This window comes from Streptomyces sp. NPDC047072 (assembly GCF_040643855.1).
In the GTDB taxonomy this organism is placed as follows: domain Bacteria; phylum Actinomycetota; class Actinomycetes; order Streptomycetales; family Streptomycetaceae; genus Streptomyces.
Window position 1 is genome coordinate 1 of record NZ_JBEYVC010000233.1, and the last position, 14,602, is coordinate 14,602.

15 protein-coding genes are annotated in these 14,602 nt (G+C 68.7%); 9 read left to right on the top strand and 6 right to left on the bottom strand.

Annotation, left to right across the window (positions count from 1 at the left end; translation table 11 throughout):
• The first annotated feature begins 881 nt into the window (after positions 1-881).
• From ABZ896_RS48340 to ABZ896_RS48375, 8 genes are all read left to right on the top strand, one after another.
• Positions 882-1,451, top strand: a complete 570-nt coding sequence (locus tag ABZ896_RS48340; RefSeq protein WP_360944322.1) for a hypothetical protein — start codon at positions 882-884, stop codon at positions 1,449-1,451.
• Positions 1,452-1,632: 181 nt separating this feature from the next.
• Positions 1,633-2,832, top strand: a complete 1,200-nt coding sequence (locus ABZ896_RS48345) for an MFS transporter (RefSeq protein ID WP_360944325.1) — start codon at positions 1,633-1,635, stop codon at positions 2,830-2,832.
• Positions 2,829-3,815, top strand: a complete 987-nt coding sequence (gene egtD / locus ABZ896_RS48350; protein WP_360944328.1) for an L-histidine N(alpha)-methyltransferase — start codon at positions 2,829-2,831, stop codon at positions 3,813-3,815. Before ABZ896_RS48345 ends, egtD begins: the two co-directional genes overlap by 4 nt.
• A gap of 57 nt (positions 3,816-3,872) precedes the next feature.
• On the top strand, positions 3,873-4,544 hold the full coding sequence (locus ABZ896_RS48355; protein WP_360944331.1) for a VUT family protein: 672 nt from the start codon (positions 3,873-3,875) through the stop codon (positions 4,542-4,544).
• Positions 4,541-5,407, top strand: coding sequence for a hypothetical protein (locus ABZ896_RS48360; protein WP_360944334.1), 867 nt, complete (start codon positions 4,541-4,543; stop codon positions 5,405-5,407). The genes ABZ896_RS48355 and ABZ896_RS48360 overlap by 4 nt, the downstream gene beginning before the upstream one ends.
• Positions 5,404-6,681 (top strand): ATP-grasp domain-containing protein, encoded by a 1,278-nt coding sequence (locus ABZ896_RS48365; protein WP_360944337.1) that lies wholly within the window; start codon positions 5,404-5,406, stop codon positions 6,679-6,681. Before ABZ896_RS48360 ends, ABZ896_RS48365 begins: the two co-directional genes overlap by 4 nt.
• A 44-nt stretch (positions 6,682-6,725) precedes the next feature.
• The gene (locus ABZ896_RS48370) at positions 6,726-8,006 is read left to right on the top strand and encodes a hypothetical protein (protein ID WP_360944340.1); all 1,281 of its coding nucleotides are present in this window, start codon (positions 6,726-6,728) and stop codon (positions 8,004-8,006) included.
• Positions 8,007-8,065: 59 nt separating this feature from the next.
• Positions 8,066-8,752: an HAD family hydrolase gene (locus ABZ896_RS48375; protein WP_360944343.1), complete on the top strand. Its 687-nt coding sequence runs from the start codon at positions 8,066-8,068 to the stop codon at positions 8,750-8,752.
• Positions 8,753-8,907: 155 nt separating this feature from the next.
• Here ABZ896_RS48375 and ABZ896_RS48380 read toward each other — a convergent pair whose 3' ends face one another.
• From ABZ896_RS48380 to ABZ896_RS48405, 6 genes are all read right to left on the bottom strand, one after another.
• Positions 8,908-9,534 carry an HNH endonuclease gene (locus ABZ896_RS48380; protein ID WP_360944346.1) on the bottom strand — a complete coding sequence of 209 codons (627 nt, stop codon included), beginning with the start codon at positions 9,532-9,534 and terminating at the stop codon, positions 8,908-8,910.
• Positions 9,531-9,842, bottom strand: a complete 312-nt coding sequence (locus tag ABZ896_RS48385; protein ID WP_360944349.1) for a hypothetical protein — start codon at positions 9,840-9,842, stop codon at positions 9,531-9,533. The genes ABZ896_RS48380 and ABZ896_RS48385 overlap by 4 nt, the downstream gene beginning before the upstream one ends.
• Positions 9,843-9,961: 119 nt before the next feature.
• Positions 9,962-10,813, bottom strand: a complete 852-nt coding sequence (locus tag ABZ896_RS48390; RefSeq protein ID WP_360944352.1) for a hypothetical protein — start codon at positions 10,811-10,813, stop codon at positions 9,962-9,964.
• The gene (locus ABZ896_RS48395; protein WP_360944355.1) at positions 10,810-11,526 is read right to left on the bottom strand and encodes a ParA family protein; all 717 of its coding nucleotides are present in this window, start codon (positions 11,524-11,526) and stop codon (positions 10,810-10,812) included. Before ABZ896_RS48395 ends, ABZ896_RS48390 begins: the two co-directional genes overlap by 4 nt.
• A 172-nt stretch (positions 11,527-11,698) precedes the next feature.
• Positions 11,699-12,268 carry a helix-turn-helix domain-containing protein gene (locus ABZ896_RS48400; protein ID WP_360944358.1) on the bottom strand — a complete coding sequence of 190 codons (570 nt, stop codon included), beginning with the start codon at positions 12,266-12,268 and terminating at the stop codon, positions 11,699-11,701.
• Positions 12,265-13,491, bottom strand: coding sequence for a helix-turn-helix domain-containing protein (locus ABZ896_RS48405; RefSeq protein ID WP_360944361.1), 1,227 nt, complete (start codon positions 13,489-13,491; stop codon positions 12,265-12,267). The genes ABZ896_RS48400 and ABZ896_RS48405 overlap by 4 nt, the downstream gene beginning before the upstream one ends.
• Here ABZ896_RS48405 and ABZ896_RS48410 point away from each other — a divergent pair.
• Positions 13,471-13,683, top strand: a complete 213-nt coding sequence (locus tag ABZ896_RS48410) for a hypothetical protein (protein WP_360944364.1) — start codon at positions 13,471-13,473, stop codon at positions 13,681-13,683. The genes ABZ896_RS48405 and ABZ896_RS48410 overlap by 21 nt on opposite strands.
• The last annotated feature ends 919 nt before the right edge of the window (positions 13,684-14,602 follow it).

The following is a 14,602-nucleotide window of genomic DNA, read 5'->3' on the forward strand; positions in this document are numbered from 1 at the left end:
TCCCAGCAGCAGCGTGCGGCGGGTCACGCCGTGCGTCCGCAGCGCAGTGATCAGGTTCTTCAGGCCTCTGGGGCTCTTGCTGCTCTCGCCGGCAGTAGTCCGGCCCGAACCATCAGGCCTCGGCCCGTTGCGAGCAGCACCCACCGACGATCCCTCACAGCTGCCCGACGTCCCGCACCGATGGCCTGCTGCCGGGACGCTTCGCTACTCCTTCATATGGAGACCTTCGTGGACATCCTTCGACACCGGCGCACCGCTCGCCTCAAGGCCCTCGCGCGTGTTCGGAGCTGGCGACTCCAGCTCTTTCGTATAACACAAGGGGCCGACCTGCAGAGAACTGGCAGTTGCGAACAAGCAGCAAGGGCTAGCGGGGCCGCGCGGTCGGTGGAGTCCGCCCCCGTGACGCCCGTCCTGCGTGCTCGCCCCGCGACGGCTGAGGCGACGCAAGACCGCCGGCACAGGCCCGTGCACGCCGGGGCCGAAGCTGAGCACCCAGTGGACCCCGCGTTGTCCGGCTCACCCCCAACGCCCAGTGAAGGACGAGGAGTCCAGGCAGGGCCGCCTTCCAACCAGGAAGCCAAGCGATGACCGCACCGGTGCAGAGCGGCACCCCAGTCCGTCGGCCGCGTGGAGTTCCCGCGCCGACAACGACCACACGGGCACATTCACGGACCGCGTCTGCGCCGCCTTCGTCCTCGCTGCCGAAGCGGTGGCTCCCGCTCATCGGGACGCTCGCCGCGCGCGCAGCAGGATTCGTCTACCCGTACCTGCCCTTGTGCCGTCGTCGCCCTGCGGGTCGTCCCGCCCTCCGCTCCGGTACGGCCGCTCGGGCGCCGCAGCCGAAGCAAGGAGGCCTTCGCCGACCCCCTGCTGTGGATTCTGTGGCCGCGAGCCTGCTGACCTTGATCCCGGTCGCCGCGCTGTTCTCCGTGCTCCCCATGATGATGGCCCAGGACGGCCTCCCATCCGCGGCCTACGGGCGGACCCAAATCGCCAGCGCGGCCACCGTGGTAGGGCTGTCGCCCCTCTTCAACTCCCGGCTCGCGCGCCGAGCACAGCGTCCCGCCCCGATGGTGGGACTGCTCGGACTGAGTGGAGTCGTCCTCGGAGCCGCGATGGGCTCAGCAGGGCTCGCCTCCTCGGCAGGGGGCTACACTGCCGCCGCAGCCCTCGCCGTACCGGGCGAGATCATTGCGTTCGTCGCTGCCACGAACATCCTCGACAAGATCGCGCCGGCATCGAACCGAGGCCTCTACGCGGGTATTTGGGGTACGACCCTCGCGGCCGCGGTTTTGTGCTCCCCCGCCCTGGGCGGATGGGCGCTCACGTATGGCGGCCACCACGCCGTCGCCCTGATAACCCTCCTGTCCGGGCTTCTCGCAGCTTCGCTCTGCCTGCCGTTGTCCGCGCTCCTGTACCGCCCCTCCTGCGCATCCGAGACATCCGCATGACGAATCCCGCAGCAGCAGGACCCAGCACCCGACGGCTCCCACCCGCTAGCACCCGTGGACACGGCACACGTCCCGTCCATCGCCAGCGCCAGCCGAGACGTCCTGGTCGGCGGCCATGATCCTGCTCGACGGGACGCAGGACTCCGCTGGCGGGTCGCCCCGAGGGGCCCGGTACCGAGACGTGCTGCGTGTGCCCTACGCGACGCGGCTGCTGGGCGGGGCACTCATCGGACGGCTGCCCACCGGGATGGCCCCGCTGGCGATCCTCCTCGCTGCCGACCACGGTGGCGAGGACGGATCGTCGGCCGGCCTGCTCGCTGCGGTGTACCTGGTGGCCAACGCCGTCGGGGGCCCGCTCAGCGGTCGCCTGGTCGACCGCCACGGGCCACGGCGCACGCTCCCGGTCGGTGCCGCGCTGAGCAGCATGGCCTTCCTCGCTCTGGCCGCCGGGCCGGGCGAGGCGCGGGGGGCATTCGCCGCCGTGTCGGTCGCGGGAGCAGCCCGGCCTCCGCTGGACGCGGCGCTCAGAACACTGTGGGGCGCGAAGGGGATGATGCCGTCGCCCGCCCATCAGCGGGTGGCCCTGGCCCTGGAATCCGGGACCCAGGAGCTCATCTACATCGCCGGACCGCTGCTGGTGGCCACGATCACCGCGGCCACGTCCGCGTCCTGGGCACTCGTGGCGACCGCGGGCGTCGGCACCCTCGGCACCGCGCTGTTCGTGAGCGCCCCGGCCTCCCGTACGCACAACGTCAACTCGCGGCCCGTACGGCCCGATTGGCTCGGGCCGATCGGCTCGGCCCGGCTTCGGGTGCTGTACGCGGCGATGGCGTGTGCCGGAATCACCATCGGGGCTCTCACCCCCCTGGCCGTGGACGCGGCCGAACGGCTCGCTGCCCCGGGAGTGTCCGGAGGCCTGCCCGCGGCCCTGTCGTGCGGCGCCGTCCTGGGCGGCCTCGCCTACGGGACCCGGTCCTGGCCGGGCAGCACCGCCGACCACCTGATCATCCTGTCCACTCTGTTCGCAGCCGGCTGGATCCCCCTGACAGTGGCAGGAAGCCCCGCGACCGTACTGTCCGCGACGGCGATCCCCGGGCTGGCCATGGCCCCCCTCCTCGGCGAGGCCTTCGTCATGACCAGCGCCCTCGCACCACCGGGGCGCACCACGGAGGCTCACGCCCTGCTGGTCGCCTTCCTGGACATCGGGTGCGCGACCGGCACCGCCACGGCCAGCCTCACCCACACCCAGCTCCTCCTCCCCGCAGGAGCAACTGCCGCAGCCCTCACCTTCGCCACGGCCCGACGGCGCCTTACCCCGGCGTGCCCGCACGCCCTGCCTGCCCCGCCTGAACTCGACGCACAAGAGGAGACCCACCGGTGAGCCCGTTCCTGATCACCCGCACCCTGCCCGAGGAGACCACCGATGCCGCCCTGCGCGCCGACGTCCGACGCGGCCTCACCCGCACCCCGAAAACGCTCCCGCCCAAGTGGTTCTACGACGCCCACGGCAGCGACCTGTTCGAAAAGATCACCGAACTGCCCGAGTACTATCCCGCACGCGCCGAGCGCGAATTGCTCATCGCCAGCTCCGCCGACATCGCCGCCGTGACCGGCGCGCGCACCCTGATCGAGCTGGGCTCCGGCTCGTCCGAGAAGACCCGGCACCTGCTGGACGCCCTGGCGGACCTGGACACTTACGTGCCGGTGGACGTCAGCGAGAGCGCCCTCACCCGGGCGGGACACGCCCTGGTCGAGCAACGGCCGGGCCTGAACGTCCATGCTCTGATAGCCGACTTCACCACCGGCCTGGCCCTGCCGGGCACGCCCGGACCCCGGCTCCTCGCGTTCCTGGGAAGCACGATCGGCAACCTCCTGCCCCGCGAGCGCGCCACTCTGCTGTCTTCCATACGCTCCTTGCTCTCGCCCGGTGACGCCCTCCTGCTCGGCACCGACCTGGTCAAGGACGAGCCTTCTCTCATCGCCGCCTACGACGACGCGGCTGGCGTGACCGCGGCGTTCAACAAGAACGTGCTCAGCGTGCTCAACCGGGAACTGGGCGCCGACTTCGATCTCGACGCCTTCGAGCACGTGGTCCGGTGGGACGCCGAGAACGAGTGGATCGAGATGCGGCTGAGGTCGCGTACGGACCAGACCGTCAAGATCCCCGCGCTCGGCCTGGCGGTCGACTTCGCGGCGGGCGAGGAACTGCGCACCGAGGTGTCGGCCAAGTTCAGGCAGCAGGTCGTTCGCCGCGAACTCGCCTTGTGGGGGCTGGAATTGACGCACTGGTGGTCCGCCGGACAGCTCTGCGGTCTCGCGCTCGCACAGCCGTCCGCCGCCCCGTGGCCGACCCAGGGGCGCTGACGGCCCGCCATGAACTGCTCGACGCGCAATTCACCGGGCTCTTCGCGGAGCGGCAGCGTGACCGGCTCCAGCGGCCGACGGCTCGCCGCAGCCGTGCTTGCGACGTCGGGATATGTGGCGACCATCCCGGCCGCGAACTGGCTGACCATCCACTACCCGGCTGCACCCGTAGCCCCCGGAGTCATGGCCCCGGCCGGGGTGTATGTCGTGGGCCTGACGCTGGTCCTGCGCGACGCGAGCAGGGAACTGGCCGGGCGCACCACCGTGGCGATGGCCATGGCCGGTGGAGTGGTTCTGTCGTCCTGGACCGCCAACGAGGCCGTCGCGACCGCGTCCGCAGCGGCCTACGCCCTCTCAGAATCCCTCGACTTCGTCCTGTACGAACGGCTCCGCACACACGGCTTCACGATGGCCTTGGCGCTCTCGAACGCGGCCGGTTTGATCGCGGACAGCCTCCTTTTTCTGTCGCTCGCCTTCGGGTCCCTGCACTACCTGCCCGGACAGGTGATCGGGAAGACCTGGATGACCGGCATTGCCGTTGCCCTGCTTCTCCTCCGGTGTCGCCTCCGCGACGGCGGCCACCTCCTGGCGTGTGGCTCCCCTGAGGCCGTCCCCGAGGAAGAGGCCCGCCCGGTTCACCGCGGGGGCGGGCGAGGCGATGGTTTCGGACCCAGCGCGGGCACGCAGGCGCAGCCAGGGGACGCGGCCTCGCCGAAGGCCAGGCCGTGACCGGGCCGGAGTTCCGCACGTTCTTCCTGGGCGCCAAGCCCCACTTCCTCGCCCACACCGACGTGCCGCTCTTTGTGGCCAATCCTCACCTGGCCACTCGGCGCACCTATCCACGAGCGTTGGGCCCATTCGCTGTGGACTCCGGCGGATTCACCCAACTCAGCCGTCATGGAACCTGGGACACCGGTCCCAGCCCACGCGCCTACGCCCGGCAGATACGCCGCTATCGTGACGAAATCGGAAACCTGCTCTGGGCGGCACCACAGGACTGGATGTGCGAGGACGCCATCATTCACGGCGGATCCGTGGGCCACCAGTTCTATCCCGGCACCGGATTGAGTGTGAAGGAGCACCTGCGACGCACCGTCGGGAACTACCTGGACCTGCGCAGCGCGGACCCGGACCTTCCCATCATCCCCGTCGTACAGGGCCGCCGGCCAGCCGACTACGAACACTGCATCGATCTCTACAACCGCGCGGGCATCAATCTGCTGACGGAACCAGTTGTCGGCATCGGCTCCGTCTGCCGTATCCAGGCAACGGACGAAGCCGCCCACATTGTGGAAACGGTCGCCGACATCCTCGGCCCGGGCCGGTGCCATGGATTCGGCTTCAAAATCACGGGCCTGCGGAAAGTCGCATACCTCCTCGGCAGCGCCGACTCGCACGCATGGTCCGCCCAAGGCCGCCGCATCTCCGCCCGGGACTGCGATTTCCGCCTGCCACGTTCGCGCAGCCCGCACAAGAACGAAGCGAATTGCCTGCGCTACGCCCTCTCCTGGCGCCGACGCGCTCTGACCGCAATCGAAGCCGGAGTCCACACCCCTCCTCTTCTCTCTCAGAACACTGGAGACGCAGCATGAGCATCCACAATTCCCCTGGAGCCAGCCCGATATTGCTGCTGGGTGCCGGATCTCCCGCATACCGCGAATACGTTCTGCGTCAGATCGCCCGCGTCCGGCCGGTCGTGCTCGTTGACAAAGCCCCACCGCGGTGGACCCGCCCCTACCTGGCCGCCGAGATGGCAGTCGACCTGCGTGACCCCGAGACCGCAGCGGACTTCGTACGGCACGCCGCCGGCCGACTCGGCGTGGCCGGCGTGACCACGTACATGGAGCACTACGTCGAACTCGCGGCCAGACTCACCCACCACCTCGGTCTGCCGGGTAACTCCCCAACTGCGGCTGCTGCCTGCCGTGACAAATCGATCACAAGGCGCCTCCTGGCCGAGCACCGCGTTCCCTCGGCACGCTCCCATCTCGCCCCGGATGCCGACCGGGCGGTGGAGATCGCCCGTGGGCTGGGCTATCCGGTCGTGGTCAAGCCCCGAGGCCGGGCAGGCAGCGCGGGCGTGTTGCGGGCCGACAGCGACGGGGACGTCCGCGCGGCCTTCAACCGGGCGCTGGTGGACAGCGTCCTGGGGCTGGAGGACTGGTCCGTGCCCGGCGCCCTGGTCGAGGAGTACCTCCAAGGCCCGGAGATCAGCGCAGAGACCGTGATCCTCGGCCCGCAGCACGTCCAGATCGTCGCCGTCACCCGCAAGGTGCTCGGCCCCGAACCGCAGTTCCAGGAGATCGAGCACAGCGTCGACGCCAAGGACGCGCTGCTGACCGACTCCCGCCTCACCAAAATCGTAGCCGCAGCCGTGCAAGCCCTCGGGATCACCTGGGGCGTGGTCCATGTGGAACTGCGGCTGACCAGCACCGGTCCCCGGGTGATTGAGGTCAACGGCCGCCTCGCGGGAGACCTGATCCCCCTCCTCGTCGACCGCGCAACCGGCGTGAACCTGCCCCAGGTGATGGCCGCTCTCGCAGTCGGCGAAGCGCCCGACCTGACCCCGACGCACTTGGAAGCCGCCGCGATCCGCTTCCTCTACCCCGAGCACACCGGCCACATCCAACGCCTGGATGCCCACAGGCCCGTGCACGACCAGCTATGGCTGGAACGACTCGTCTGGACACGCGACCTCGGCACCCAGGTGATCGCGCCACCGCGCACCAGCATCGACGACCGCCTCGCCCACTGGGTCGTCACCGGCCCCACTGCCGCCGACTGCACGAAACGCCTCGGCCTGGTCGCCGATCACCTGACGATTCGACTCGCCCGGCCCGCCCACACCACGAGCTGCACCCGGTGAACCGCGTCTTCCCCCACATGCCGAGCGACTGGGGAGGCTGTCCGGTGGCCACTGCCCACAGTGCAGCCCTGGCTGCGGCCCCCTATCCGGCGAGGGCGACGGCGGTCGCGGTCATCGCCCCGCCCTCCGGTACCGGCTACGCCGATGCGTTGGCCCGCCGAGGACGAGACGCTGTTGCGGTCATTCTCGGTCTGAGCACGAGGCCTCCGGCCCACGGGGACACATTGACGCAGGAGGCGTACACCGGCGTCATCGAGTACACCGGTAATCTGCGCCGCACTGTCAAAAAACTGCGGGCGGTCGGAGTCGAAGCCGTGGTGGCCGCAAGCCCGGCGGGAGTGGAGCTCGCCGAGCGGATCGCCTGGCAACTGCGCCTGCCCGGCAGCGGCATGCCCGACTCGGTGCTCCTGCGCACGGATCGAGGCGTTCAGGCGGAGGCGCTGGCACGGGCGGGAATCGCCGTGCCCCGCACTCTGCGTACGGCCAGTCTCGTCGAGGCGCTGGCATGGGCCGACCGCCATGCGGCTTCGACCTACCAGCTGGCGCCTGTCGCGATCGGCGGGACTGCTCGACCGGTCGAGTGCCCCACACAGCAGTTGATCGCAGCTGTTTGGCCACAGCTCCAGGGAGCTGCCCTCCGCCGAAGCGGGAAAGCCGCCCTCGTCCTGCAAGAACGGGTGGAGGGGCGGCAGTACGTGATCGACACCGTGACACGGCCTGGCCCCGATGGTCCCCAGCACGCTGTTACCGGAATCTGGGCACATGCGCACGCTCCGACGGGGCTGCTCGACCGAATCGACCTGCTGCACCGCCGTGACCTCCTCGCACGTCGGCTCTCCCTCTACGTACGAAGTGCTCTGGACACCCTGGGCGTGATATCGGGGACCACGTCATGCCACGTTGCGTTTGAGCCCGAGCGAGGCCCGGTCCTGCTGTCCGCCGGTGTAGTCACCAACCGATCGCGTGGCGACGAGGCGGTATGGGCGATCACTGGCCACGACCCAATCGACGCAGCGCTGGACGGAGCGCTCTGCACTTCCCTCCGCAGCCGTGACACCCTCCGCAACTGCGTGACCCGGATCTACGTGCACACGCCGCGGTGGGATGGATCTGAGTCAGCAGTGCTGCAGGCCCTTGCCGCGCTGCCCACCGCGGTGGACCTCGACAGGGATCCGAACTCGTTCGTCGCCGGGACCGTGCCCCTCCAACCTGGAGGGAAAGCGCGCGAGATCGTCCTGACCCACGGGCTGCCCGAGGCAATCGAAAAGGATTACCAGCGCATTCGGGCCCTGGTAGCGGATCTTCATAAAATCCGGCACCCGTGACAATCCGTTCGAAACGGAGGCGTGCCCCTCACACCTGCTCAAGAGAGGAAGCCACGTCCGTGCCACGGATCTTGAACCGGCCACACCTGGTGTGGGGATGGAGAGGCACGCTCGCTGACGACGTCGAGCGCCAGGTCGGATCGGTGAACGCAGCATTGGCTTCTTTGGGCGCGCAACCGGTCGACTTCGACACTGTCCGACATCACTTCGCCACGTCGGCCCCCGCCATATGTGCCGGCATCCTCGGTCGTGCGCTCACCGATCGCGAGCGGACACGAGCGAGCATGGCATTCGAGACCTACCACTCCCGGCGACCGCCAGCCGACCTTATGCCCGGAACCGAGGACCTCCTCACGCTGCTGATCCGAAGCGGGTGCAGCCACTCCGTGCTGTCGCTGAGCGCCCACGTCGGGCTGGCCCGGCACATCTCGGATCTCGGTGTCGCCTCCTTGTCCCTGCGGGTCGACGGACGCACGGGCCCTTCAGCCAGGAGCAAGAAGCAACCCCTGGCCAGGCACCTGTCGACGCTGCGCCAGACCATGGGAGACCGGCCGATCGTGCTCATCGGTGATGCAGTTGATGACGTCCGCGCCGCGTTCGCGAATCAGATCCATCCCGTGCCGTACACCGGGGGCCTGACCCACCCCGACATTCTCCGCAGCAGTGGCGGCCCGGTCGCCGGGACCCTGGCCGAGGCGGCGGCGCTGGCCGTGGAGTACGCACACACAGAGTGGCCATCCCCATGACGTCAGATCTGGGTGCCCTCGGAGGCGAGTCCGCGGAGGGCACCCAGATATTCGCGTGGCACCAGGAGCGGAGAAGGACGGCGGAGAGCCTCCCCAACCCGTATTCCGCCGATGGTCGTACTGGCGAGCACTACGAGGATTCTCCCCGCTGCCTTTCACCAGAGGGTGAGTGGAAGACCGTCTGCCTCAGCGGCCAGAATCAGTTGCTCAATCCTCTCTGGCGGCGCTCCTTCCTTGAGTCCGGTGCGAATCGCCTGTGCGATGGCCCGTGTGCGTCCAGCAGCTCCACGCGTATCCGCGAGAGGACCGGAAGGATTTCCCCTTCGCAGTGACCATTCCGCACGGTTCTCTGCTGCGGTCCCGAGCCGGAGATGGCCCGGATTGGTACATCCATGGAAATCGCATGTGTGACACACGACAGGGTCCTGGGAAGCGGACCATCCGGGCCGATCGATGACACCATTAGCTAACTGGTAGGCGAAAAGGTGAGCTGGCACAGTCCCGCGCCGAGAAGGTCCAGGAAGGCTCGCAGCACGGAAAGAACCGTGTCCAGTCGAACTCACGGCATTAAGCCATGGCCAACAATGGTCAGCTGCCCTTACATATCGCTTGGCTTCAAACCGGGCCACAATAGACCTATCGCTGAGCCACGACCGCCACAGCTCTGCGGGGAGCCGAATCAGTATCGGCTCACCAAGAAGAGAAAGCTGCTCGTCTCCTGATTCCAGGGATCGGGGAGGAACGATGCCGCCCAGCAGGAGTTGACCGTCGGATCGGCTCACGGCACATCAGGATTGGGCAGTTTAAGGTCGGGGGGATATCCGTTTGCGCGTAGGAATGTGTCGAGAGCCATCGCCACAATGTCGCCGTGCTGGATTCCATGATCCGCATGAAAACGCCGGATGCGTCGCTGGATCTGGAGATCGTCAGGAACCGCGTAGTTGATTTGCCCGCGGTTTGTGTGGCGGCCGTTGATGATTTTCAAGGTGTCGGGATGAGGGGCGAACGGGTCGTTGGTTGGATCGGATTGGGCTTCGAGGGCGTCAGCGACAGCGCGCAGTTGACTGGCGTGTTGAGAGAGATCGGGCACTGGAGGGCTCCGGTCAGGTCCACTAGGCGACTAGCTAGCCGCCTAGTGGACTAGTGGAATAGTCGGGCGGGCGGGTGGCCGCGAGAGCGGAGATCTCGCGGCCACCCGGGATGCGCGCGTTAGAAGCCGCGGGCGGTGAGCCACTCGTCCAGCGCGACCGAGACGATGTCGCCGATCGGCAGGTGGTCGAGTTCGTTGTCCAGTGCGAAGCGCTTGATGCGCTTCTTCAGCTTCAGCGCGGCAGGGACGGAGGAGTCGAGACTCTCGCGCGTGATGATGCGCTGGTTGAGGACGGCGGCCGTCTCGGGAATGTCCTTGGGCCGGCCGGGTCCCTGAGCCCACGGGGCTCCCTCGCTGGGCGCTGCCTCCGATCGCGTGTTCTGCTCCTGATGAGATGCCGGAGCATCGCTCCTCACGGGGAAGGCCGTAGCGCCCGGGACCGGAGAAACGGTCTGCCGCACGGCAACCTCGGCGGTCGGCGATACCCCAGCGGCCGTGGTAACGGCGTGAGACAGACCGGCCTGCGGAACCTGCTCGCTCACCTGCGTGGACGGAGCCGCGGGCACCGCGACCTCGCCAGTGCGGGCCGCGAACTGCTCGTGCCCATGCGTCAAATGTCCAGGGGGAACAGAGTGCATCGCGGGCGCTCCTGCAGCCGGGGCCTGGACGGGGCCGCTCGGTGCGGCGTCGACGGCCGGCGGGGCCTGAGGCTCCGGAACCTCGGCGAGTATCCCGGTCGACTCACCCTGCGCCCCGGTCCCAACCGGGGCCGTGGAAGGCTGCTGGACCTCGGCCTCGGCAACAGCCAGACGGCCTTCGCCCTGGCCAGCACCCTGCTCGGCGGCAAACTGCTCGGGCGTGAGCTCGGCTGCCGGCGGAGGGGGCGGCGGGGTCGTCTTCTTGGCCCCGCCCAGGGCGCGCCCGCCGGTGCGGCGCGCCGGAGGCTTCGGTCGCTCGTTCTTTTCGCTCATGCCTCGGTCAGCTCCTTCATCAGGTTGGCGTACTCGCTCAGTTCGGTCGGGATCTCGCCGAAGGCCTCCATGTAGTGCACCCAGGAGTGGATGGTGGTCTCGGCGAGCGGGAACGCCTCGTCGCGTTCCGGGCCGATGCCCTCGCCCTCGGCGGGCTCCAGAAGCTGTTCCTTGGCCCGGCTGGGCAGGCTGGTGCGGTCGTCGGCCTTGACCATGACCACGTGGGCGGTGACGTCGTGGGGGTTGCGGGCGGCGGCGCGCTCGGCCTCGTCGAAGGTGGCCACGAGCTTGCGGCGCTCGATCTTGGTGGGGGCGACCGGCACGAGCAGCAGGTTCGCTTCGGTGACGGCCTCGTGGAAGATGCGGGCGCTGCCGCCGCCGGCGTCGACCACGATCGCGCCGAACTCGGCGCGCTTGGTGCGGATGTACTCGGCGATGTCGTCGAACGGGTAGCGCTCGATGACCAGGTTGGCGGGGATCTCGAAGCCGGCGGCCTGGGCGACCTTGAACCAGTCGTAGGCGGACTGGCTGGTCGCGTCGGCGTCCAGCAGCAGGGTGGGCAGGTCGAGGACGACGGCGTAGTAGAGGGCGATGAACCAGGCGGAGGTGGTCTTTCCGGTGCCGCCCTTGAGCATGCCGACCACGATGACGAAGGCGTCCCAGGCGCTGGCCGTGGCCGCGGCCAGGGTCTTGGTACGGGTGTTCTCACTCACGTGTGCTTGATCTCCTGAATCGGGAAGGGTGCGTTGACTTGGGTGCGCTGGCGAGAAGGCCGACGGCCGAGTGCGGGCGGAGGAGGGCCTCGTGCTGCGGAGCGGGTTCTGGGATGGCACGCCCTCGGTCCCCTGACCTGCCGGACCCGGACGGGGACACCTGCGGGGGCGCTCATGACCGATTCCTCCGGGTCCGGGCCGGGCCGTGGTTGTGCTTAGGCCGCATGCGGGTGCCTGCCTGGTGCAGGAGCCGGTAGACGGTCCCGACGGAGTAGTTGCACTCCGCAGCGAGGTCCGGCACCGTGGCGCCGGCCTCGTACCGCGCGCGCAGGGACAACGCGAGCTTCTTGCGCCGTGCAGTATTGGCCGCTGAGCGGATGCGCAGTGTCTGCTGAGTGGTCCGCGGCGTGCCCCCGGCCTCGATCAGCAGCCGCCGCGCGGCACGTCGCGGCATCGCCCCCGCGACGGCCAACTCCGTGAGCGTGGCGCCCTGTTCGTCGTAGAGGCGGCGCAGACGGGCCGCGAGGTTGCGGCGGGCTTGCCCGTCGCGCATCCGGCGCGTCTGCCACGAGGTGCGCATCACGGTTCCGGCCTCGCGCAGCCGGTTGAGGACCGTGCCGTACGACAGCCCGCTCGTGGCGACGAGTTCGGCGACCGTGGCGCCGGACTCGTACTGCTTGCGCAGGGCTTCGGGAGTTGGCGAATCGCCCTCGGCAGGCGTGCTCGCGGGACCTGGGTTCATGCTGCGGACTCCCATTCACTGAGGGCTTCGGCATGGGCAGCGGCCAGCTCGTCGTAACTGCGCTGGTCGGCAGGGGTGATGAGGATCAGCCGCCCGTCGGTGGCGATCCGCCAGTCGGGCGCGGCACGGCCGGTGACCGGATCGAAGACGCCTCCGTCCGGGGCCTGCCGCGTGGCGGGGACCTCGTCGGGGCGCGGTGTCGGGATGAGGATCTGGCGGCCGTCGCGGACGATCACATGAGCCGCGCTGCGGTGCTCTGCGAGCTTGTCGAGCGCTGCCCGATACGTCGCCCGCTCGGCTGCGTGGAGCGTCCTTCTGCTTGCAGAGAGGCCTGCAGTTCCGCAGTGGGAGGCGATCTCGTCCCAACCACGTGCGGGCACGACATCTGCTTCGGTAACAGCCTCCAGAAGCCTGTTACCGAAGCCTTCCAAGGCACGGGGGGCCAGGATCCAGGTCTCACCTACGTGGTGCACGAGGCCGTGACTTACGAGGCGGTGGAGAGTCCGGTAGACCGTGGCGCGAGACACCGACGAGGTAATGACGAGTTCGCCGACGGTCTGAGATGAGCGTGAGTGCAGAGCCCCAATGACCATCAGGGCGGAGCTCCCCAGCGCGCGGTGGGCGAAGGCATCGTGGGCCATCAGGCGGCCAATGACGGTGGAGTCGATATCGGCCGAAAGGGATGTCTCAGGAGTGGACCACTCGTCAAGTGCCGGGTCGGGGGGGAACTGAGTGGTCTGTGAATGAGAAAATGGATCCCCTGCCAGGTGTCCGGGGCCGTTGCTGAGGTACCAGGAGGAACCTTCCGTGCCGCGTCCGACCCTCAGCCGGCGGAGCCACCCGCCGGGCTTCAGCACGGTCTCGTACGCGCTGCGCACCGCCTGCCGAGAGACCCCGGCTTCCTCTGCCGCCTGGCGCTCGCTTGCAGCGTGCAGACGGCCTCCGGCGGCTTCAGCGAAGTTGAGATGCGCGCGCAACACCCGCAAGGCGGTGCGTCCTCGCTCACTGCGCCATGGCGTGACTTCGATGCGGTCGCGAAGGGCAGCGAGGTCTTCATGGACGTCCTGGCGAGAAGCAACCTGCACCGTGTTGCTGACCGTTACGCTGGCGCTCTCCCAGACGCGCTCGATGTACGCAAGGGCGCGCGCTTGTCCCGAACGCAGGGCGATGTTCTGCGCATGCTTGCCGCCCTCGTGATCCGGGTGCATGAGCAGATCCGTCAACTGGTTGACAGTTCCGCCAACCCGGACCACGTGACAGGCGATAGCCGCTGTGATGCGGTGACCGTGTTCGGCGATCCCCGCCCGAGGGTCGCGCTGGACGACTTGACCTTGACGATCGAGCTTGCTGTAACTACCGGCGGCGTAGCGTCCAGTGAGGTCCCCGAGAAGAACCAGATCAGCCGCTACCCGTGAGAGGTGAGCGAGCCCCTGTCGAGAGGTTTGGGTGCCTGTGACTGCCTCTGGTTGACAGCTTGTCGGGAACGGAGCCTTAGGCGATTGGTGCGGAGAGGGGGTCTCGTGTGGCATTCTGGGGTCGTCTCGCAAAGACAGGGACGCCACCCAGGCCCGCTAAAACCACGGGTGGTGCCCGGAACCGACCTCCAATCGGTGCCAACGAAGCCTCCAGGACGGCAATCCTGGGGGCTTTCGTGTACCTGGCGCCGGTCGGGGGTAGGCGTCCCCAACGCGGCTCGACCGGAGACGCGCCTAGGGCTTCTCGGAGAAGTTGCTCGTGATCCACACCGGTCAACTTGGGTCTCTTTGAGGCCGGATACAGAGTTCACTACCTCTGACTGCCTCTGAGTGACCCGGGTCGAACCGGGGTCGAATCAGAGCGTTTTCCTCTGACTGCCTCCAGTCGTCTCTGCAACCCGTCCTAGCAGGTCACAGCCGATCCGATCCGCGAAGCTGCAGGTCAGCAGGGTGCATCAGGAATACCCACCGTATCCGGCACCCCGTGCCTTCTGCTCCTGAGGTCCGTCTGACGGACACGGAACACTGGGTGTCGAGACGGTGGCCGCGTCCTTACATGTCGGACACGTCTTCGCCGGTGCGGGGTGCTGCGCGGACCCTGTGGATCTTCACCAGTCCGTCCGAACCGGGCGGCTCCGCTCCGGCCACCGGCGCCCCTTTCATCGGCGTCCCTTGGGGTCCCCGGGAGCAGGAGGCGGAGGCGGTGGGGGAGGAGGCGGCGGGGGCGGGGGCGGCTTCTCGTCCGACCCGGACCGGCGCCGACCCCCGGGCCGGGCCCGCGGGACCTGTTCTGCGCGGACAGCCGCGCCGCCCTGGACCAGACCGGCATCCCCGGCGCCAGAGAGCGCTGCGTCCTGCT